We start from the raw sequence: 22044 nt of genomic DNA on the forward strand, positions 1-22044 counted from the left end.
GCATGTATAAGCATGTGCATACCCAATCCGCTTATTAATCGTTTCACCCCAAATTACCCCAAATTATGGCAACGTTACAGAAGTCCGTGCTGCTGGGCAATGCAGCAGAGGTTGATAATATCAACCTGGAAGTCGTCTTTCAGATTCCCCAATTCAGGTACTTTACCAATCTTGAAAATACCGAAGCTACTACCGGCAAAACAGGCAGATTAAACATCTTCCGGGAAAAGACCGGTACGGTGGATGTCCGAAAACAGATAGCAGCAGGTATAAGGGAATATTCCGCAGACATTCCTGTTATTGGCAGTATCATTGAAGAAAATGATAATAAAAGTCTCTATGTACAATACCAGCAACAGCTGACTGATGACAAAGGCATAGATACAGACGATATTTCCTTCAAGATCACCGCTACCATTTACAACCAGGATACCGGTGCAGTACTGGGTACCCAGGCATTTGAAGCATTTGATCTGTTGAAATACACCCGGAGTGCCATCGGTACCTCTACAGGATTAAATACCGCTGTGCTTCGTACCAAAGCTCCGTTTTTGTCTGTGGATGATTTTGTATTCCTTTTAAACAAAGATGCATTCAGTAAGCTGGTAGATGACCTGAATATTGGTCACCACAGTCATAGTATACTGCAAATCATCGCATCCGGTTTTTCCTACCAGCAGAAAATGCCGGTATTTCAATTCACGGAGGAACTGGAAGCCGCTCTGACGGCCTCCCTTTCCACCATCTTTCCCCGCTTTAACAGCAACCAGGAAGAGATACCGGAGAACGTGGAGAAGATCAAACACTTTATTCAAACGATCAGGAAAAACGGCAACTCCTTATTTGATTTCCCATTGCAGCTGGCTGAGATCACAGGCAAACCATTACAGCTATCCGGTGACCTCACCGTAGTAACCAGTGAAACCAATGTACCTGCCGAGGCCCTGGAAGCCTATGAGCTGTCCCTGGAATATAACAACGGCCAGGTGGTAAAAACCATCTATCATACCTGGAACACATCTATTGACTTTATTGAGAACAAACCGATCGACTTTAAATTTGAGATCAGGGAACGCATCAGCCAGCTCATCAAGCTAGCTGTAAAAGGAGTGAGCGGGGAATTACTCTGGCAGCAGGAATATACTGCCAGTGACAAGGAAGTGGCTGAACAAAAGAAAATTCATATCCGGGTACCTTTAAAGAAAGCCAATACGATCACCAATACTCCTGTGGGAAGTACGCAGACCAGCAAAAAGCTACGGGGCAAGGTGATACAACAAGGCAACAAATACAACCTGAACAATATCACCGTACTGATCCAGGCTAAACAGCAGGGGGATACTTTATTTCGTATCGTAGGGGCAGAGCAAACAGACCATAGTGGCAACTTCACCATCGGCTATCCGTATGGCAACTATGTGGAAGCTCAGGCACTGGTAGCGCTGATGCCCAATTCACCTGTCAATATTGAGATCAAAAACGATCAGGAGAATGAAACCATTTCAGATGATTTTCTCTATATCCTGCTGGTAGATCATGATGTTGTGTTACCGGAAGAAGCAGCGGAAGCAGATGACTGTGATTGCCATAACCCTAAAAAAGCTAAACGTCTTCCCGATCAGGAAGACCTTGTCAACTCGGATGAATACTCCCAGGATATAGGTGGCTCCTGTGTAAACCTCACTACACCCAACAGAACTTTAAAAGAATATTTCTATAAAGCTATTGTCAGAACTTCCGACCCGGATGTAGCCAATTATGTATTGGAGAAGATACAGCAAGGCGATTATCTGGCATTCAGATTAACCGGCGGTACCCAAACGATTCCACGGAATAAAGTGGTAAATCTTCAAAATCCCATCAGATGGCAGGATGCCCCTGATGCGCATCAAAACCTGTCGTTTTATCAGGCAGTTTCTGTTGCCACCGGGCATATTCTTCATTACAAAACAGTATTTAAATCAGATGGCTATTCCCTGGGCGACCTGCTATATTCCCTGCCACTGGCACCAGGCCAGAAAAAACAGATTGTTATATTCGATGCCTCCCATTCTCTGACCGGGGCAGAATCACAAACCATTTCACAATCGGAAAATCTGTCTGCCAATCTGATCAGCGACCGGTCTATCCTGGACCAGATAGGTGGCGGCATTTCGGAAGCCATGGCTGGCAGCAGCACTGCTTCTACCTCTGGTATCAGCGCAGGATTAGGACTAGGTGGTTCTATAGGCCCTATCAGCGGCGTATTAGGTGTTTCCGGCGGGTATTCCAATTCCAACTCCTCTGCTTCACAAAACAGTTCCCGGAATATTTCCCAATTCTTCAATGAACGGTTGAGGCAGTCCATTTCCCAAAATGCCGACTCTTACCGCCAGCTAAATGCTTCTGTGGTAACCACCGTAAAAGAAGGACAACAGTATGCCGTTGCAACGGAAGCAGTAGCTAATCACAATCACTGCCATGCACTGACTATGATGTACTTTGAAGTACTGCGTCATTATGCGGTGTACCAGGAACTGGCCAGCGTAGAAGAGTGTGTATTTGTACCACTGCTGATGACCAACTTTACGAATGAGAATATCTACAAATGGAAAGATGTATTGGCCAATCACCTGCTGCCGGTAAACTCTAATACCTATCTCCAGCCTCTGGGTGTGTATTTAATGAAATACCGGCATCCATTAATGAAAGCATTTGATGCTATTGAACGGATACAAACCAACTACACCCAGGTAGATTATCCGCTGGGCCGTTACGCAGATGAACGGATGACCGAGATCAGCGGTAAAATTAATCTGCGGGTAAATATTCCCCGGCCCAAGACCAGGTTCGACCGCATTCTCTCTTTTCCGGTGATCAAAAAAACAATTACCTCCCGGGGCGATGTAGATGTGGCAGGTACCATACGCGACAACATCAAAGACAGCATTATCGGTGCCGTTGTACCCTGTGCAGCAAAAGGCCCCAGTATCAAATATGAAACCAACAGCACCGAAGTATTGACCCGGGGCGCCATTTTCGACATCTTTATGGTGCTCGATGCCAATTATGAATCTGTTCCCCCAGCGCAATGCATCCGGGTAAATTTTGATGCGATAGACATGTTTGAAACGCCGCTGACCCTCGTTTTCAATGGAGATGTTACGCCCACCCCGATGGACTTTTTTGCCGGGATGAATCAGGAGAAAGCTTTATGGGAGGCTTATGCCACCATTCTGGGCATGAGCCTGAAAGAGCTGTTCAAATATTTCAATAATAATGTGGTAGCTGACTGGGACAGAATATTCAATGAAAACATTGCACCTAAAATCCTGGAAAGATTGCTCAATACAAGTACAGGACAGCCACGGCTGAAAATATCTCCGCTTGCCCCCATAGACCTTACCATTCCAGGTAAATATCATGGAGGCGAAAGAATTATAGAATGTAAACTGCGGGGCACTACGTCCCTCGCCAGGAAGGATGTTAATACCATTACTATACAATACAGCTCACCGCTGGCCGGCTCGCCGAAGCATGATATCTTCTTTGACTTCGTCACCTTCCAGGCAGAAAGTATCCGGATAGACTACGCTACCGCATTCAGTAATAATACCATTCTGCAAAAGTCGTTGCAGGACGATCTCCGGGACAGCGTGCTGCCGATTCCCACCCCATTGAACTATGAAGAAAAACGCAACCCCAGAAAAGAAGATCAATACATTGCCAAACAATTGATCCAACACCTGAACAGCAACCTGGAGCACTATAACAGGATGCTCTGGTTTAACCTGGACCAGGAAAGAAGGTTTATGCTAATGGACGGTTTCAGTATCCAGATCTTTTCTAAATTCGGAAATCCAATAGGGTTCAGAAGCCTGGCCTCCGTCATCAAAAATCAGCTGATCACCATTACAGGTAACTCCCTCGTATTCCCTGTAGCAGAGGGCTACCGGGTGAGCAAATCCTATATCATGGAAATGAACAGTGAGGAAGAGGTGACCATGTCTGTAACAGAAGCCTTGTTCAATCATTACAAACCGCTTACCCCCGCCCCACCTTACAGGATCAGTGTGCCTAACCGGGGCGTATTCCTGGAAGCTGTTCAGGGCAGCTGTGATGCCTGTGAAAAAGTAAAACCCAATTCATCGCAGGACTGGGATAAATTCCCTACTGAAGAACCAACGGCAATTGCCCCGGTAGTAACACCTACCCCGGTAGTCACAGACTGGAAAGCCGTATTCAAGGAATTTGCACAACCCATCGTGAATATTCAAAATGCTCCCGCTGCACCAGCACCGGGCGCCGGACTTACCGGCCTGTCCGAATTACTGGGTAAAGCAGGTGTATTTAATGACATCACCGGCTTGCAGGGCAATCAGCAAAATGCGATGCAAACCTACCTCTCTAATCAGGAAAATGTAAAAGCACTGGCAGAGATGGCAAAGGGAATGGCTATGCAGGAACACAATACGGCCAATTCTGACAACATCATGAATTCCCTGAACAATGCCAGAGAATCCGGTGCGATCTCCCCACAACAACATTCAGACCTGGTAAGGCAACACCTGGAACAGCAGATAGATGGTGGGGACAGTAGAAGAACGGAAGCACAAAGAGAAAGAGAAGCGGAAAGGCCCTCTCTTACAACGGCTGCGATACAGGCCGCCAGTGATGGCAGACCGGTAACAGCACAACGCACCGATTCCGATGGCAATGTAGAATCTGTTGCCATTGGTGACACGGAAGCCTCAGACAGTCCGGCAGCGGTATCCCTGGTGAATAATACCACCGACCTTCGCGCTTTTCACCCCAATACGAATGACAAGACAGGCGTCATCAGCGTACAGGCCAATGTAACAGGTATGCCTGCCCCTGTTATTACCTGGCAGAATGTAGGTACCGGTGCCAATGTAAGCTTCTCCAACAGCAGCGCTGTCAATACACAGATCAGTGGTATCATACCGGGACTACACCAGGTAAGAATCACCGCCAGAAGCGCCGCTACCATGACACCGGTTACCAGAAATGCTACCTTTACAGTATGCGTACCACAGTTTATCCGTATTACAGAAGACGCGACAAAATTCAATGCAGTACTTACCGGCTATCATGTGCAACATCTTAAAAACCGTATCGTAGCAGAAATGAAAGCTACCTGTGATTCCATATTACAGTCTGTCAACCTCCGTACCATCTGGCAATTGGGCGGATTCACAGAAACCGTACCGGCACATGTTCCGGCAACCAACGTTTCTGTAGTGGAAATCCTGGATGTGAGTGCTACAGACCCTTCCTTGCTGGGACATGCAGATCCGCATAACATTGGCTGGGGCCCCAATACCTTCAATGAAAGCATAGAAATATATCCGGCCGCCTATATTAATTCCACCCCTGACCCTGACTTTGGCGTGGATGTAGAAACACAGGCCCTGGTATTACAACTGTCTTCCATGACCATTGCCGATCCGGCCCTGGAAGACTTTGCGGTAAAGGTATTTGGAAGGCTGATCGGAGAAACCACCGCGCATGAAATTCTTCATTCCATACTCGGATTGATCTCTACCAGCCCCGGCAATGCACACAATCCAACGGCTATTGCAAATGATATTATGAATCCCGGTGGCCAGCGGACATTTACACACAGAACCGGACTGGTCGACAATTCACATACCAGCCCTGTACTGCCATCCAATTTCACGGATAATGGTATCAGTGCAATTGACCGTTTGCAAGCAGCCAATCAGGCAAGAGTGGATACACTATTCCCGGTTAATCCGGCATAATCATTTAACTACCTTCAGGAACGGGGGGAAATACACTCCCCGTTCCATATTCATCATTACTAAAAAGTAATCTTATGACCGCAAAATCTGCTGCTGATCTGGTGCAAGCAGCCAAACAACAAATCGAAAACCTGACTCCCGAACAGGTACAAAAAGAGTTATCAACAGGTAATGCAACGCTGATTGATATCCGGGAAAGTGAAGAATTAACAGAAAGCGGGAAAATACCTGGGTCGGTACATGCGCCGCGGGGCATGCTTGAGTTTTATGCTGATGCTTCCCTGCCTTATCACAAACCAGCATTTGATACAGGAAAAAGGCTCATCCTCCATTGTGCTGCCGGTGGCCGTTCTGCCCTGGCCGTACAAACCTTAAAGCAGATGGGTTATCAAAATGTAGCACATCTTGATGGTGGTATTAAAGCATGGAAAGAAGCAGGTAAGCCTGTAACAACATGATTACAAGCATAAAGTAAAATCCTGTGTGATCACCTATTCATCGGGCGCTTTCCGGAGTTATGAAAGCGTGGGAGGATGTATGTTGTTTGCCGGTTTGTTGTGGCCCCCGATACTGCCATGGCAATAATAATAAAAGATACTCCCGGCAAAATACGCCACTACATCCCACCCATCACGGGTATATTTCGTAGAATAATCGGGCATTACCCATTCTGAAACAATGGATACATATAATGCGATAAACAAAAGGTAACTAAGTGGATAAGTATACGATCGGTCCCGGACAATCCACCTGCGTGTGAAAGTAACTGCCACATGTGCCATAGCCGGTACAGCCAGAAAATCGGTCAGATGACCATTCAACAAGGGTAATGGTTGACCTGCATACCGGAATAGGTGGATTACACACCAGGCAAGACAGTAGGCTATAAAAAGAGGGTCAAATAACTGTTTCATTTTACAATACCAGCATAATAGCCCCGCCAAATATCAGCGAAATAAGCAGTACCATTACTGCAAACAGGTAAAACCCACTGTTTTTCAACATCCTCACTGGTAATCCGTCTGTAGGATTTATAGGAAAGATACTATTTCTCAATCGTTCAAATAATGACTTCGATTCTTCTGCCGGATCATTTGATTCGTTGTTCATACGATCTCAATTTAGAACAAATGTACTAATCATTTCTCATTTTAGAACAATAGTTCTAAATTTGGGAATGGATACGAAAGAGCGCATTCTCAAAACAGCCACGGAGCTTTATAACAGTCAAGGCGTAACAACCATTACCAGCCGGCACATTGCCGCCAAAATGGGGATCAGTCCGGGTAATCTGCACTATCACTTTAAACATACAGATGAGATTGTAAAAACCCTGTATGACCGGTTATCGATAGATTTTGATATGCTTGTGCTGGCAATGGAATCGCTGGATCATGTAGACCTGCATACCATCCGGGATTTTATTAACCGCTCCTGTGAACTGGTCTATAAATACCGTTTTATATTTTTACATTTTGTGGAGATAAGTCTGCGCATTCCCGCCATCAGGAAAGATTACTTTGCATTAACCCAAAGAAGAGAACAGGAGTTTTTATCCATTTTTGGCAAACTTAAAGCGAGCGGTGTTTTCAGAGAGGATCTGCCGGAAGATGTTTTGCAAACACTCGTTACACAGATATTTATTGTGGGCGACTTCTGGCTTTCAAACAATGAATTAACCTTAAAGCTGAAGGGCAGCAAAGCGATTGCGCATTACAGCAATATATTCTCCAATATGTTTTATCCTTATTTATCAGTGCCCGCCTCCTTATCCGGTCATTCAGAAGCGTGATTGCTGCACATGTAAAAATGCTATGTTTTACCAATAAAAAAAGCGGATAACACCATGGTTATCCGCCCTCTTAAAAATGAATCGTTAATTACTTTACAGGTGTAATCACTATTTTCCTGAATTCTATAGGACCATGGTCTCCCTGAATATAGATAGGACCGGGTTCGCCTTCATTACTATCCAGCGCCCCGCCGGTAATACCTGGTATTTCCTGATTGCTGATAACGGTTTTACCATTAGCCACAATGGTAACCATCCGGCCTACCAGGGTAATATCATAAGCCTGCCACTGATCAGGACCTAAAGCGGCAATTTCGCTGGGTGCCAGGAATCCGTAAACACCACTGAACAACACACTGGAAGGATGCGCTTCCTTAGGGCTATCCTCAATCTGTACCTCATGACGTCCTCTTAAATATATCCCGCTGTTACTTCCTTTATGATACCGGAATTCTACATGCAATTTAAAATCAGTAAACTTTTGGTTTGAAATTAAATTTGCACCGGAGTGCGGGCTGGTTAAAACACCATTTCTCACTTCCCATTGATTTTCACCGGCAGCAGTCCACCCTGTCAGGTCTTTTCCATTAAATAAATTAATGGGTTTACCCCAAACCGGAGCAGCAGTTCTCTTCAGATAAGGTGCTTTTACCCCTTTCCAGTTAAACTTCTTCCCTTCACTGGTCACCATAGTTCCCTGGATACCTGTACCAGTCAATTCCCCTTCAATCACAAAATCCTGGTCACCACTTTCCCATTGTGGAGGAATGGCAAACCTGAATTTCCCGTTGTCAAAATACACCCTCGACACCGGACGGGCACTACCCGAAGCACCTACAAAATGTCCTACTAAAGCACGATTGCCCGAAAGCTTTACTTCCAGCCAGGAAGGGGCTGATTTTCCATTCTCGTCAATTGTTATATCCCAACGGCCAATAAGCGCGGAGGAATCAGCTACAGTATTAGCAGCAGCGGGTTGGTGCCTGTCAGATGCAGACACTACTCCTGCGGCACCCAACGTTAATAAACAACTTACACCAAATACAAGAAATTTTTTATGCATATGAACGGTTTGTTTTAATACAACTGTTTTATTTTCCAACAATGGTACATCTCCTGTTTTCCCCATTATCAAGATGGAACAAGATAATGCATTATTTCTTTCCCCAAAGCCTCCACCACCATATAAAATTAGAAATTAACATAATTACTTACTTTTTGCATATAATAAATCATAGTCGTAAATTGATATCGCAATTATCGTTTTTACACTGATAAATTCAATGAATGGAGCAAGTACAAGTTGGTAAATGTGTGTATATCCTGAATACGGGGCGCAACCTGTATAAGATAGGTAAAACACAGGACCTCCATAAACGGCTGGCTGTTTATCATACACACCTGCCCGTCATGTTCCGTGTTATCAGGCAGTATGCGGCTTTGAATATGACCGACCTGGAAGAAAGTCTCCATATCGTTTTTCAGCATAAACGGGTAAAAGGCGAATGGTTTGAGTTAAGTAAAGATGATCTGATCATCTGCGATAATGTGGCCAGAAGCTATGCCCTCCACTCCCTGCAGAAGCAGCATCGGAGATTTACAGATATTACCTTTAGCGAGAATCCCATGTTACAGGTAATGGAAGCAAATGAAAAGTACCTGCAGGACTACTCAAGAATTGCAGATGATATCAACCTGGGCCTCAATAATGAAGAGGTTTTTGAATTGCATGAAGGCACCGTCAGTAAGGCTGTTATTGAAACAGTGAGAAGACTGATGAGGTACCGCACTCCCAATTCGGAATTTCTGGGCAAATGGCTGCGGGTGGTAAATGAGCTCAGTGAAGGCGTTACGGAAAGCAATATCCTCCAAAAATACAAAGGTCAAATCAGCCGCCCCACCATTCAAATGATCAAAAGGATCTTACGGAACCAGTTATACTGACAATATTTTCCCTACTTTTCAGATAGAATAAAAAAGACAAACCCCCACCTTAGCAATGGCAAACATAAAATTCCATCTTGTCACCCCAAATGACAATCAAACAATTGAGCTTATCGCCAACTGGTATCTTAACGAATGGCACCTCCCTATCGACAAAACGATCCTAAGGCTGCAGACCATTACTGCTGATCCATCGCAGTTTCAGGTTTTAATGACACTTGACAATGTGCCTGTTTCAACCGGTGGCATTTATAGCCATGTTGGATTACTTGACCGAGAACCCAAGTTTAAAGTTTTCAAAAACTGGCTGGCCCTGGTTTATACAACACCGGATAAAAGGCAACAAGGCTATGGCGCAGCCATCTGCAATTATATTCAGGATTACTCAAAACATATCGGGCTTGATAAAATCCATCTCTTTACTGATACCGCAGAACGGCTTTACAAACGGCTTGGCTGGGATGAAATAGAAAGGCTAAACCTGGGAGAAAGGCATATCGTTGTAATGAAAAAAGACCTGTTAAATGACGAAAAAAATGGCTACCAAGCGTGATATACATCCCGACTTTCTGTTTCTTTTAGAGCTGAAAGAGGCCCGTTTATGCAGTCTCTTTAAAGATCTCCGGGCATATATACTCGAAATATCCCCCAACAGTAACGAATTATTGTACCATACGCATGCTTTAACGGCAGTATTTTCCATTTCGGATAAACTGTCTGATGCATTCTGTATGATCCCGATCTACACCAGTCATCTGAACCTTGGTTTCAATAAAGGTACCCTACTGCATGATCCTCATCAATTACTGACAGGAACAGGAAATCTGATAAGGCATATTCCTGTTGCAGCTACAACAGACTATCGGAATAAAAAAGTAAACGATCTTATAAAATCGTCAGTTGACTTTGCCATTAAAGATATGGAGAAGCCCACCAAATCAATTGGCCAAACCATCTCTAAAATTAAATCCCCGAAATAAGTAATAACCTACTAATTGCTATGTTTAGCTAGCTAATAGCAACAATTACAGCCGATATTTTTATGGCAAAAAATACCCGCTATTTTGTCGTAATACCACCTTATGCATATCTGGCAAAGATTGTACTTTGGTCCAACTAAGCAAACGACCGTCACGATGACAACAGCACAATATCCAAGGATTTATTTATACAGACGCATTGTTCAGGCGAAACTTTTCATTGACAATAACTATCCGGACAAGATTGATTTGGACAACATTGCTGACGAGGCTTATTTTTCTAAATTTCATTTCATACGGCTTTTTAAATCTATTTATGGTAAAACACCGCACCAATATCTGATCGCAGTACGAATGGCAAAAGCGGTACAACTATTAGAGGCAGGCAATGCCGTTTCGGATGCCTGCTTTTCAGTTGGATTTGACAGTTTAACTTCATTCAGCGGGCTATTCAAGCGAACTGTCGGCCTATCCCCATCAGCCTACCTAACCCAACACCAGCAAAAAAAAGCACAAATCAGCAAGACACCTTTCGCTTTTGTACCCAGTTGCTATATCTATCAAAATGGCTGGGGAGAAAATAGCAATTTTGAAGAAGTACTATTGTAAGTCATTCCCGACATTTGCTTCAACATAAACAATTAAAAACAATAACAATGATTACAAAAATGGGGATCACAAATATTTATGTTATCAACCAGGATAGCGCCTGTGATTTTTATGTAAACAAACTCGGGTTTAAGCTCATAGATGATATTCCCATGGGACCTGGCAGTCGCTGGCTCACAGTTTCCCCTCCGGAACAACCAGATCTTCAAATTGTATTATTCCCAATTACAGTCAGCAAAATGTTTCCGAAAGAGACTGCTGAGACAATGATAGATCTGATAAAAAAGGGCACCTTTGGTTGTGGGGTTTTATACTGCAATGATATTTTTGCTACTTATGAAGAATTAAAAGCCAAAGGAGTTGAATTCATGAAGCCTCCTACCAAAGAATTTTATGCCACAGAAGCCCTGTTCAAAGATGATTCAGGAAATTACTTTTCATTACAACCTAAACCATGATATTCGTTATGAAAACAATATTTGACAAAGCGAACCGGGATGAATTAATCAGCAGGATCCATACAATTGATAAAAACAGTGTTGCTGCATGGGGTAAAATGAATGTCTATCAGATGGTAAAACATTGTACCGTATGGGAAACATGGATATTAGGCGTCAATAAACCTGTATATAAACAAGAGTTTATTGGCTTTATATTTGGGAAAATGGCTTTGAAAAGAATGATAAAAGATGACCGGCCATTTTCAAAAAATGTACCTACCTCTACTGCATTCAAGATCAAAGAACAACATGGCGATATAGCTGCGGAAAAGCTGAAATGGATAGCCTTAATTCAACAATATGAGAACTATTCCAACCCAACATTTATACATGACTTCTTTGGTAAAATGACAAAGGAACAGGTTGGGATATTAGCCTACAAGCATACAGATCATCATCTAAGGCAATTCAATAGTTAAAAATTTGTTATTCGATCTGCCCATTTCCCTGTAATACAGCCTGCTTATCACCAGTGATACCCGCGTGGCGGATGTCAGCTATCTTCCTCTGAGCCTCCATAAACTTATCCGGACTTTATATAGTGCGCTATAGATTAAGCGATGCATTTTCATTATCTTGTTATAGCTAAAACACTATTCAATAACATAATCACAACAATGATGGCTGAATATCAAAGTCCAAAAGACCGGGCCTATACAGAAGCCCTGCTAAGTGCAGCCCGACAGGAGTCCGCTGCATTTATGAATTTAAAACATACCGCAGAAAGAAAGGACGGCGCCATTCCCGTCAAGTACCGCGAACTAATGTCAGTAGCAGTTGCTCTTACTACACAGTGTGCTTATTGCATCGAATCACATATTGAGAATGCCGTTAAAGCGGGCGCAACACGCGAAGAAATCGCTGAAACCGTATTTATTGCTGCCGCCCTTCGCGCCGGTGGAGCTGTTGGAAATGGATTGATGGCGATGCGCCTTTTCGAAGAAGCCAGCGGAGATAAAGGGCGCATTTAGGGTATATTTAAATCGGTCCAAACTGTACCATATGGATGTCAACTATCGATTCATTTCGTATTTAGTACTTCTTTCGTTTACCGGTTCATAATAAAGAATGACAGCACCACCGCTAAACGTTTTAGTCTTCATGAGTTTAAGTATAATTTTTTCGCTGATGTTTTTAAACAACGGCAAACCACTTCCTGCGATAACAGGGTGAACACAAAGTTGATATTCGTCTATCAAATTAAGTTTCGTCAAAGCTACAATCAAGCTCGGACTGCCCACAAAAACGTCTTTACCCGATTGTTGTTTGAGTTCCAAAACTTCTTTCTCAAGGCCTTGACTTGCTAATTTCGCACTTTTCCAATCAACATTTTTCAGTGTGTGAGAGAAAACAATCTTCGGGGTGTTGTCTATTGCGACTGCAAAGTTGTCCATTGCTTTATCGCCTGTAGGATTTTCCAGCACAGTTCGCCAAAATTCCATAAGCTGATAGGTTATCCTCCCATATAAAATGGTATCAGCACTTCTCAGCAGGTCTGCGTAATGTTGATGTATTTCTTCGTCAGGGATACCTGAGGTATGGTCACAAAAACCATCAAGCGTCATATTGATTGCTGCAATTACTTTTTTCATATTTTTTGCTATCTGTTTTGTGGGGCGTCCTAAAATGATCGCTAACATCAGCATAAACGAAACATGACTTCGGCAATCAAACGCTATAAAAGTATTTCGCTTTATCTTTATAAATATATTAAATTTTTGATTAAGTAAAGGAATACTACTGTCCATTTATAACCTGGTAGGTGATGACCTGGCTTGGGGCTCTCCATATCACAGCGCATTCGCGGCAGATATGAATAGTATTGCGTATATTTAAAGTTTAATGGCAAGTTAAGAATGCCCCAAAAACATTAAACAGATAAAAAATAATCCCAAAATGGCAACGAAAAAAATTACAGCAACAAATTACTATCCGGACAAAAAGTTAGTTGTAACTCATATCAGCGGAGACCTTGAAAAGACAGACATTGAACAATGGGAAAAATCCTTCAAAGATACATTGAAGCAACTTCCAGACAACACAACGTTTAAAATCTTTGTCAATATGTATGGTTTTAAAGCGGTAAACATTGACACACATAAAAGATTTAGGGGTATTGTTCCTCTGACACTTGCTGACTATGGTTGGAAAGTAGGTTATTTGGGCTTGTTTGAGGAAGAAGCCAAGACAATGACATACAAGAACACAAGAGGAATAAAATGTGTTGGGGCTGCACACTCGCATCAGGATGAAACGAAAATGGACTTGTATGAAACAAAATTCAGCAGCGACAATGAACATTTCTTTCCTGACCCGACACAGGCAAGACAATGGATTGAAAACTTAGAAATATCAAACTGACAAGAAAAGTCCGCCACTAACAAGGCGCTGGTATCTAAACAGTTACAACGCAATGAACTAATATTCATTGCGTTGTAACTATAAAGCCATTAGCCTTTACCTTCATTTTTCGTCTTGCTCGTCCAACCTTTTGATAAGTGTATCCGAAGACTATCGTCTGTTTTATTACGTTCTGTCTATACAAACTTCATTTTTGGTTACAACAAAGTCAATTTTAGTTACAACTGTTTTCCCGCTTGGTTGCAACTTTGCATTAACAAAAAATCAGAAAATGAAAATAGTTATCACAGGCTCGTTAGGACATATTAGTAAGTTGGTTGCACAAGCATTGGTACAAAAAGGACATTCAGTAACAGTTATCAGCAGTAATGCGCAAAAGCAAGAAGAAATCGAAGCATTGGGCGCAAAAGCGGCAATTGGTTCATTGGAAAATGTCAATTTCTTAATATCCGCTTTTAAAGATGCAGATGCCGTATATTGTATGATACCGCCCAATTTTTCGGAACTTAATCAGGTAGAATATTATAAAAAAATTGGAAACAATTATGCACAAGCCATTCAGCAATCGGGCGTAAAACGTATAGTTCATCTTAGCAGTTGGGGAGCGCATTTAGACAAGGGAACAGGAATTATATTAGGTTCTCATAATGTAGAAACTATGCTGAACCGTTTGCAGGATGCTTCCATTACACATATCCGTCCCGGTTCTTACTATTACAACTTATTAGGGTTTATCAGTATGATAAAATCCGTAGATTTTATAGGTGCAAACTATGGTGGCGATGATAAAATAGTTTGGGCGCATCCGATTGATATTTCGGCAGCTGTTGCCGAAGAACTGGAAAAAACACCTACGGAAACAAGAAAGGTAAGATATGTGGCAAGTGATGAAAGGACAGCGAGCGAAACAGCCCTAGTTTTGGGCAACGCCATAAGCAAACCCGGTTTACAATGGCTAACCTTTACCGATGAGCAGGCTAAAAAAGGAATGGAACAAAACGGAATACCTGCGAGTATTGCATCAGACCTTGTTGACTTGAACGCAAGCATCCACAGCGGTGCAATGGGAGAAGATTATAAACTGAACAAACCTGCGATGGGCAAAATAAAAGTGGAAGATTTTGCAAAGGAATTTGCTGATGCTTTCTATAAAGGATAGCTTTTAGCACATTATCAGGAGCATAAAATATTTACTTTACCAAATATCCTGTCCAGTAAATAAGAAATATCAGGAAGAAATCATATTTAACAAATGAAAGGCCAAACGCCAAAAAGAATTAAAACCATCAGCGAGTTTCATCAGTTCAGGAACCTGCCAAAGCCTGAACATCCTTTAATCAGCGTGATTGATTATAGCCTTATCAAAAGCAGTTCAGATGGAAATACGGAAAGTTTCATTCAGGACTTTTATTCCGTTTCCCTGAAACACACAACCAATGCTAAAATAACATATGGGCAACAGTTGTATGATTTTGATGCGGGCGTTTTGTTTTTTTTAGCGCCCAATCAGGTTTTCAGCATTCAGCATGCAAAGAAGGAAACAGCGCCACTTCATACAGGGTGGTTACTGTTAATCCATCCTGATTTTATTTGGAACTCACCGCTTGCGAAAACAATTAAGCAATACGATTTTTTTGATTATGCAGTAAATGAAGCCCTTTTCTTATCAGATAAAGAAGAAAAAATACTTAATACCATTATTGAGAACATCCGACAAGAATATCACACGAACATTGATGATTTTAGTCAAAATATTATTATTTCACAGCTTGAAACTTTGTTGAACTATTCCGAACGGTTTTATAAACGACAATTTATTACCCGCAAAAAAGCGAATCATCAAATCCTTGGAAGTCTGGAAGATTTGCTAACTGATTATTTCGGCAACGATGATTTGATTTCAAAGGGGCAACCAACAGTTCAATACGTTTCAGGAAAATTAAACGTATCGGTAAGCTATCTTAGCCGTTTGCTAAACGTACTTACAGGACAAAGCACACAGCAACATATACACAATAGGTTAGTTGAAAAAGCCAAAGAAAAACTATCTACAACCTCACTTTCTGTAAGCGAAATAGCTTACGGGCTGGGCTTCGAACATCCACAGGCTTTTAGCAGGCTTTTCAAAAGCAAAACCCATCAATCACCTTTAGCGTTCAGGCAATCATTTAACTGATAAGAGAAGATTTGTGTTTTAGCGGGCTTACTTTCATTCACTGAGTTGTCTTTGATACCCATTATGAAACCCAAACCGGGATTTAGCGGGTCGAATCCAGGTTAATTCTTATAAGTAAACAAGGAAAACAACATGTATAAAAAAGCCTCAAAACCATTACAGTATGGCTTTAAGGCTCAAGTCGGGATGACAGGATTCGAACCTGCGGCCTCGTCGTCCCGAACGACGCGCGCTACCGGGCTGCGCTACATCCCGAAATTGGAGCAACAATTTAAAACACCTTTTTTATTTGTCAAAACTTTCTTTCCAGGACGATGCCGGTTACCAGCCTACTACTCCCCCATATCCCCGTTTTAAAAGATTTAGCAGGAAACCTGTATTTGAAAAAATAATGAGTATCTTCACGAGGTATTTAGTGTTGCCACTCCATTATCGCTGCGATGATCATCCCTGCTCCTCAGTTCTTCTGCATTGGCTATCCTAAAGCATTCACTAATTTAAAATATTAATACCATGACTATTTATGTCGGTAATCTCAGCCACCAGGCGGGTGAACAGGAACTTTACGAACTTTTTGCCGAATTTGGGGCTATCAGCTCAGCAAAAGTTGTAAGAGATTCATTCTCAGGCCAGTCCAGAGGATTTGCATTTGTGGAAATAGCTGAACAGGCAGAAGCGGAAGCCGCCATTGCTGCATTACATGAAACTGAATTTATGCAACGTACGATTATTGTTAATGAAGCCAAGCCAAGAACCAATACCCGCCCTGGCGGTGGTGGCCGTGGTGGCTTCAATAACAGAGGCGGTGGTGGTGGTGGCCGTGGTGGCTACAATAACAGGTACTGATCACAGCCATACAGCATTCATTTTCCATAGCGAAAAAGTAAAATATGAGGATATTAAGGCCAGGAATGCGTAAGCACTTCTGGCTTTTTTTGCAGGTATAGCTGGCCTATACTATTTCAATGCCGTATTTGGTCAACAATCCAGGTAATCCTTCTAATCCAAACCGGGCCTTTTTTATCTTATTGAATTCCGGATCTATTATAAAATTGTAGGCAGTTGTAAAATCTGTCTCTTTTAACACCGTATTGTTAAAAACAGTCATCTCCAGGTTACAGTTATCAAAAACTGCATTTGTCAGATCACAGGCAGTAAAATTACTTTCCCGTACAGAGCAATATAAAAACTTCGTCTTTTTAAGGTTCCGTTGATAAAAGTAGGTATAATCCAGAATACACCTTTCAAAGTGTACACCAAACAAAAATCCGTTACACTTGCTGAAATTTACACCCATTATTTTGCAATCCTTAAACACTACCTGCTGCAAACTGGTGCCTTCTACCTGAATCATAGAAAGATTGCAATTCTCAAAGGTGCAGTCTATAAATTTGCTGGTAGAAAAATCAGTATTGGAAAAAGAACACCCTCTGAACACACAAACTTCGAACGTTCTGCCTGGCACTTTCTTATCGTCCCAGGTAATATTTTCAAATGTTTTGTCTTCATGTATCGTATTCATTTTTTCATCTTTATGTAATTTGTAAAAGTAAACGAAAATAAATATATCCTACATTTACTTTTATGAAAGTGCTGATTATAGAAGATGAACCTGTATTGCTGGCATCTGTTCAGCAATACCTTGAACAGCAGGGCTTTATATGCGAAAGTGCAGCCGGACTTCAGCAGGCCCTTAACAAGGTAAATGATTTTGACTACGATTGTATTGTAGCTGATATCGGATTACCGGATGGCAACGGTCTGCAGATTGTACAGGAACTGAAAACACTGAAATCCACTGCTGGCATCATTATCATTTCTGCCAGGCATTCATTGGAAGATAAATTAAAAGGATTGGAACTGGGAGCTGATGATTACCTCACCAAACCCTTCCATCTCTCAGAACTAAATGCCCGTATTAATGCTGTTCTGCGGCGGAAAAATTTTGAGGGTAATACCTTAATTACTTTTAATGAAATAGTACTGCAACCCTCCTTAAAAAGCGTTCACGTACATAACAAGCCCGTAGACCTCACCGGCAAAGAGTACCAGTTGTTATTATATTTCATTGCTAATCAAAGGCGGGTAATTACCCGTTCAGCCCTTGCCGGCCACCTATGGGGAGATGCCTATGACGAAGCAGGATCCTATGACTTTATCTACACACATATCAAAAACCTACGCAGAAAACTGCTGGAAGCCGGCAGTGAGGATTATATCAAAACCATATATGGCACCGGCTACCGCTTTACAGATAGTTGAATAGTCTTTGATTCATAACACTTGCTGTATCTTCAATCCTTTTGCATGAAACTGCTTACCAAAACAACAATTTATTTCCTGATCATCATGCTACCTGTGCTTACTGCCGGAGCATTTTATCTGTTTTTTCAATTCAACAAGGAAATAAAATACGAAATGGAAGAAGAGCTGTTGAATGACCGGCTGCAATGGATAAGATACCTGGATACCATTCCTATGAACAGTGCAGTATTAGCATTATCCACACCTGAATTCAGCATTACACCTGTAGACCTTCCCCCTCAAAAACAACCTGTATTACAGGATGTCATGCTCTTCCAGGAAGTAGCGGGTCAGAAAACCCCCTTCCGGCAATTGACACAGGCCATTCCTGTTCATGGTAAAACATACTTATTAACTATCCGTAAATCTTTAATTGAGAAAAACGACCTGATAAAAAATGTGTTTCAGGTAATGCTCGGTGTCTTTGCCGGCTTGTTGTGCTTCACTTTATTACTTAATTGGCTGGTCAGCAAAAGGATATGGCAGCCGTTTTATCAGTCGCTGGAAAAGATCCATCATGTGGCATTAAAAGAAATGCCGGACCTGCAATTCAAACGTACCACTGTCCATGAATTTAACCAGCTAAACGCTACATTAAAAACAATGACCACCCGGATATACGAAGATTATGTCCACATGAAAGAATTAACGGAAGATGCAGCGCATGAAATGCAAACGCCACTGGCCATAGCGCAAAACAAACTGGAATTGTTGTTGCAGGATGATGCACTCACCCCCGCACAATTACAGGCAATTGCGCAAAGCTGTGAAGCCTTGCAGCGCCTTTCCCGGCTTAACCAAAACCTGCTTCTCTTAGCTAAAATAGAAAATCAACAATACATTACTACCTCCACCATAAACTTGGGACAGGTAATAGAAAAGTATCTGCGCTTGCTGGATGAACTCATCCAGGATAAACAGCTGGTTATTCACAGGGATATTGCCACCGATGTGCAATGGGCTATTCATCCGTTCCTGGCAGATACCCTGATAAGTAATCTCCTGGGAAATGCTATTAAGTACAATTACCCCCAAGGTGAAATAGTACTGCATCTAACAGCAACAACCCTCACTATCAGTAACACCAGTTACTTACCGGTAATTAAACCGGAACAGCTGTTTCAACGTTTTAAAAAATCCGGAGAAGCAGCCAACCCAGACTCCAACGGACTTGGACTCGCTATCGTAAAGAAAATAACGGATACCAATCACCTGAACATTACCTATAACTACCAAAAGCCATCCCATCGTTTTATCATTTCGCAAACCTCATAACTATACCGTCAACAGCCTACATTTTTCCAGCTTCAGATTCTCTACAAAATCACCCTGTTACTTTGTATCAAATTAGCAGGCATGAAAAAGGCACTGTTCACACTGATCTTGATAAGTACAGGCTTTATAGTAAGCGCACAGGACATCATCATATCCGTAAAAGATAGTACTACCAGGCAACCAATACCTGGTGTATCTGTATTAAATGTTACCAGCCAGAAAGGAACAGCTACCAACAATAATGGCATATTTCGTTTACCCCGGCAAGATAAAGGAACAATCATTTTCCGGTTCTCTTCAATTGGCTATGAACCGGCCACGCTTAACTTAACGTTTCCTTATACAGGTGTTGATACGATTCCTGTACTACTGAAGCAGCAAGGTGAAAATATGCAGGAAGTAGTGATCAGTTCTACGCGTACCAACAGCCGTGTAGAAGACCTGCCCATGAAAGTAGAAGTGTTGGGCCTGGAAGATATGCAGGAAGAAAGTGGTATCAAGCCAGGTAATGTAGCCAGTATATTGGGTGATCTTTCAGTGATCCATATTCAGAATACCTCCGCAGTAAATGGCAACAACTCCATTCGTATGCAAGGTATGGATGGTAAATACACGCAATTGTTGCGCGACGGACTACCCGTTTACGAAGGCCTTAGTGGTAACTTTGGGGTACTGGCCATCCCTCCTCTTGACCTGAAACAAATTGAAATTATAAAAGGCTCCGTATCCACCTTGTATGGTGGTGGCGCTATTGCGGGGATGATCAATTTTATTGCCAAAACACCTGGTAGCAAACCAGAACTAACGCTCCTTGCCAACCGCTCTACCTTGAAAGAAAATAACTTTAACACCTGGTATTCACAACGCTGGCATAAAACCGGGCTCACTTTATTTGCCGGTGTTACCACTCAAAATCCGGTAGATGTGAATAAAGATGGCTTCAGCGATGTTCCAAAAGTAAGGCAATACCTCCTTCATCCCCGCTTCTTCTATTACATTAATCCGAATGCCACATTGGTGGCAGGATATACTGGCACTATCGAAAAACGGGAAGGGGGTGACATGCAGGTGTTGGACCAAGGTAAAAACGGCTTGCATCAATACACGGAATCCAACAACAGCAACAGACACAGTATAGATCTGCAATTTACACAACGATCCCTGGCAGGTGGCAGTTTACATGTCAAAGGCGCCGGGAGTTTTTATCACCTATCGCATAAAGAAGGAGATTTTTTATTACAAGGTAATCAGACCAACACCTACGCCGAAATATCCTACAACAAAAAAAACAAACAGCACGACTGGGTAATAGGTTTTAACAACACTGGTGAAATATTCCGCAAAAATGGTACAGACAGCAGTTTGCTGAATAACTATACCTACAATACAACAGGTGCATTTTTACAGGACGCCTATTACCTTACTCCACAGCTGATGGCTGAAGCCGGCATACGCGCTGATTATCATAATGTATATGGCTGGTTCATTCTGCCCCGTGTCGCTTTTGTATACAAACCTATATCAGACCTATCCCTGCGGCTCAGTGGAGGTACGGGTTACAAAACACCAGCCATCTTCTCTTCTCAGACCCAAACTACTGGTTATCGCAACTTACACCCGCTTCCTGCGGATATATTATCAGAAAAAAGTAAAGGCGTAAATTTTGATGCTAACTACCACACCACACTGGGCAAAGTAGATGTTACCATTAATCAGGCTCTTTATTATACACATATAAATAATCCTATTCTACCAATACTACAGGTGGATGGTACGATATCCCTGCAAAATCAGCCTTATCATATCAATAGCCTGGGCACCGACACCTATATTCGTCTTAGCCTGGAACACCTGGAACTATATCTTGGTTATAATCATACCACCTCAAAGTACACCAGCACACCCGCTATCTTTATCCCATTTGCTCCCCAGGATAAATTTGCGGGAACACTGGCCTATGAAATAGCAGAAAAATGGCGCTTCGGTATTGAAAACAGCTGGAATGGCAATCAATATTTGTACAATAATGAAAAAGCCCCCTCCTACTGGTTCTGGGCGGCCATGATCTCCAGGAAATTAGGAGAGCATGTCACCATTGTGCTCAATGGTGAAAATATCTTTGATGCACGGCAGGGAAAAAATGCCCCTTTATATACCGGAAATGTCAACAATCCCCAGTTTGTACCACTATGGGGACCTATTGACGGACGGACCATTAATCTGTCTGCCAAATTTGATCTTTAACAGGTAGTGGCTCATTTACCTGTAAAATGTAGCCCGACTGTTTTTCGTAACAATACATATTGAAAAGTCTGCCCATCTTATAAACTACTGTTTA

At 42.2% G+C, this 22044-nt stretch carries 22 protein-coding genes and 1 tRNA gene; 17 read left to right on the top strand and 6 right to left on the bottom strand.

Translation table 11 applies throughout. The annotated features are described in order from the left end of the window. Nucleotides 1–65 precede the first annotated feature (65 nt). Nucleotides 66–5765: a hypothetical protein gene (locus ABR189_RS11960; RefSeq protein ID WP_354660728.1), complete on the top strand. Its 5700-nt coding sequence runs from the start codon at nucleotides 66–68 to the stop codon at nucleotides 5763–5765. Between the two features lie 74 nt (nucleotides 5766–5839). Further along, nucleotides 5840–6223: a rhodanese-like domain-containing protein gene (locus tag ABR189_RS11965; RefSeq protein ID WP_354660729.1), complete on the top strand. Its 384-nt coding sequence runs from the start codon at nucleotides 5840–5842 to the stop codon at nucleotides 6221–6223. Nucleotides 6224–6280: 57 nt separating this feature from the next. Here the strand turns inward: ABR189_RS11965 and ABR189_RS11970 are convergent, their stop codons facing one another. After that, nucleotides 6281–6679, bottom strand: a complete 399-nt coding sequence (locus ABR189_RS11970) for a hypothetical protein (protein WP_354660730.1) — start codon at nucleotides 6677–6679, stop codon at nucleotides 6281–6283. Nucleotide 6680: 1 nt separating this feature from the next. Beyond that, nucleotides 6681–6875 carry a hypothetical protein gene (locus ABR189_RS11975; RefSeq protein WP_354660731.1) on the bottom strand — a complete coding sequence of 65 codons (195 nt, stop codon included), beginning with the start codon at nucleotides 6873–6875 and terminating at the stop codon, nucleotides 6681–6683. A gap of 67 nt (nucleotides 6876–6942) precedes the next feature. On the opposite strand from ABR189_RS11975, the gene ABR189_RS11980 reads away from it, so the two are divergent. Next, complete coding sequence (locus ABR189_RS11980) at nucleotides 6943–7557, top strand: TetR/AcrR family transcriptional regulator (protein WP_354660732.1); 615 nt, start codon at nucleotides 6943–6945, stop codon at nucleotides 7555–7557. Nucleotides 7558–7645: 88 nt separating this feature from the next. Here ABR189_RS11980 and ABR189_RS11985 read toward each other — a convergent pair whose 3' ends face one another. Further along, on the bottom strand, nucleotides 7646–8620 hold the full coding sequence (locus ABR189_RS11985) for a 3-keto-disaccharide hydrolase (RefSeq protein WP_354660733.1): 975 nt from the start codon (nucleotides 8618–8620) through the stop codon (nucleotides 7646–7648). 224 nt (nucleotides 8621–8844) lie between these two features. On the opposite strand from ABR189_RS11985, the gene ABR189_RS11990 reads away from it, so the two are divergent. The 7 genes from ABR189_RS11990 to ABR189_RS12020 all read left to right on the top strand — a co-directional run bounded on the left by ABR189_RS11990 (nucleotide 8845) and on the right by ABR189_RS12020 (nucleotide 12561). Then, nucleotides 8845–9501, top strand: a complete 657-nt coding sequence (locus ABR189_RS11990; RefSeq protein ID WP_354660734.1) for a GIY-YIG nuclease family protein — start codon at nucleotides 8845–8847, stop codon at nucleotides 9499–9501. 55 nt (nucleotides 9502–9556) lie between these two features. Continuing rightward, complete coding sequence (locus ABR189_RS11995; protein ID WP_354660735.1) at nucleotides 9557–10054, top strand: GNAT family N-acetyltransferase; 498 nt, start codon at nucleotides 9557–9559, stop codon at nucleotides 10052–10054. Continuing rightward, nucleotides 10038–10481 (top strand): hypothetical protein, encoded by a 444-nt coding sequence (locus ABR189_RS12000; protein WP_354660736.1) that lies wholly within the window; start codon nucleotides 10038–10040, stop codon nucleotides 10479–10481. The genes ABR189_RS11995 and ABR189_RS12000 overlap by 17 nt, the downstream gene beginning before the upstream one ends. 156 nt (nucleotides 10482–10637) lie before the next feature. Then, complete coding sequence (locus ABR189_RS12005) at nucleotides 10638–11090, top strand: AraC family transcriptional regulator (protein ID WP_354660737.1); 453 nt, start codon at nucleotides 10638–10640, stop codon at nucleotides 11088–11090. A gap of 47 nt (nucleotides 11091–11137) precedes the next feature. Further along, complete coding sequence (locus ABR189_RS12010; protein ID WP_354660738.1) at nucleotides 11138–11548, top strand: VOC family protein; 411 nt, start codon at nucleotides 11138–11140, stop codon at nucleotides 11546–11548. Between the two features lie 8 nt (nucleotides 11549–11556). Further along, entirely contained in the window at nucleotides 11557–12009 is a 453-nt protein-coding gene (locus tag ABR189_RS12015) for a DUF1569 domain-containing protein (RefSeq protein WP_354660739.1), read from the top strand. Between the two features lie 141 nt (nucleotides 12010–12150). After that, nucleotides 12151–12561 carry a carboxymuconolactone decarboxylase family protein gene (locus ABR189_RS12020; RefSeq protein ID WP_354660740.1) on the top strand — a complete coding sequence of 137 codons (411 nt, stop codon included), beginning with the start codon at nucleotides 12151–12153 and terminating at the stop codon, nucleotides 12559–12561. 42 nt (nucleotides 12562–12603) lie between these two features. Here ABR189_RS12020 and ABR189_RS12025 read toward each other — a convergent pair whose 3' ends face one another. Then, complete coding sequence (locus ABR189_RS12025; RefSeq protein ID WP_354660741.1) at nucleotides 12604–13182, bottom strand: dihydrofolate reductase family protein; 579 nt, start codon at nucleotides 13180–13182, stop codon at nucleotides 12604–12606. 304 nt (nucleotides 13183–13486) lie between these two features. Between ABR189_RS12025 and ABR189_RS12030 the strand changes: the two genes are divergently transcribed. The 3 genes from ABR189_RS12030 to ABR189_RS12040 all read left to right on the top strand — a co-directional run bounded on the left by ABR189_RS12030 (nucleotide 13487) and on the right by ABR189_RS12040 (nucleotide 16127). Beyond that, nucleotides 13487–13951 (top strand): hypothetical protein, encoded by a 465-nt coding sequence (locus ABR189_RS12030; protein WP_354660742.1) that lies wholly within the window; start codon nucleotides 13487–13489, stop codon nucleotides 13949–13951. 271 nt (nucleotides 13952–14222) lie between these two features. After that, nucleotides 14223–15110: an SDR family oxidoreductase gene (locus tag ABR189_RS12035; protein WP_354660743.1), complete on the top strand. Its 888-nt coding sequence runs from the start codon at nucleotides 14223–14225 to the stop codon at nucleotides 15108–15110. Between the two features lie 93 nt (nucleotides 15111–15203). Further along, nucleotides 15204–16127 carry a helix-turn-helix domain-containing protein gene (locus ABR189_RS12040; RefSeq protein WP_354660744.1) on the top strand — a complete coding sequence of 308 codons (924 nt, stop codon included), beginning with the start codon at nucleotides 15204–15206 and terminating at the stop codon, nucleotides 16125–16127. A gap of 181 nt (nucleotides 16128–16308) precedes the next feature. Here the strand turns inward: ABR189_RS12040 and ABR189_RS12045 are convergent. Next, a tRNA-Pro gene (locus ABR189_RS12045) sits at nucleotides 16309–16382 on the bottom strand. Between the two features lie 258 nt (nucleotides 16383–16640). Between ABR189_RS12045 and ABR189_RS12050 the strand changes: the two genes are divergently transcribed. After that, nucleotides 16641–16973 carry an RNA recognition motif domain-containing protein gene (locus ABR189_RS12050; protein WP_354660745.1) on the top strand — a complete coding sequence of 111 codons (333 nt, stop codon included), beginning with the start codon at nucleotides 16641–16643 and terminating at the stop codon, nucleotides 16971–16973. Between the two features lie 106 nt (nucleotides 16974–17079). Here the strand turns inward: ABR189_RS12050 and ABR189_RS12055 are convergent, their stop codons facing one another. After that, entirely contained in the window at nucleotides 17080–17649 is a 570-nt protein-coding gene (locus ABR189_RS12055) for a pentapeptide repeat-containing protein (RefSeq protein WP_354660746.1), read from the bottom strand. A 62-nt stretch (nucleotides 17650–17711) separates the two neighbouring features. Between ABR189_RS12055 and ABR189_RS12060 the strand changes: the two genes are divergently transcribed. From ABR189_RS12060 to ABR189_RS12070, 3 genes are all read left to right on the top strand, one after another. Further along, nucleotides 17712–18389 (top strand): response regulator transcription factor, encoded by a 678-nt coding sequence (locus ABR189_RS12060; RefSeq protein WP_354660747.1) that lies wholly within the window; start codon nucleotides 17712–17714, stop codon nucleotides 18387–18389. A 45-nt stretch (nucleotides 18390–18434) separates the two neighbouring features. Next, a complete protein-coding gene (gene porY / locus ABR189_RS12065; protein ID WP_354660748.1) occupies nucleotides 18435–19706 on the top strand; it encodes a PorY family sensor histidine kinase in 1272 nt (423 codons plus the stop codon). An 81-nt stretch (nucleotides 19707–19787) separates the two neighbouring features. Then, nucleotides 19788–21950 carry a TonB-dependent receptor gene (locus ABR189_RS12070; RefSeq protein WP_354660749.1) on the top strand — a complete coding sequence of 721 codons (2163 nt, stop codon included), beginning with the start codon at nucleotides 19788–19790 and terminating at the stop codon, nucleotides 21948–21950. The last annotated feature ends 94 nt before the right edge of the window (nucleotides 21951–22044 follow it).

Source organism: Chitinophaga sp. H8, from assembly GCF_040567655.1.
In the GTDB taxonomy this organism is placed as follows: domain Bacteria; phylum Bacteroidota; class Bacteroidia; order Chitinophagales; family Chitinophagaceae; genus Chitinophaga; species Chitinophaga defluvii.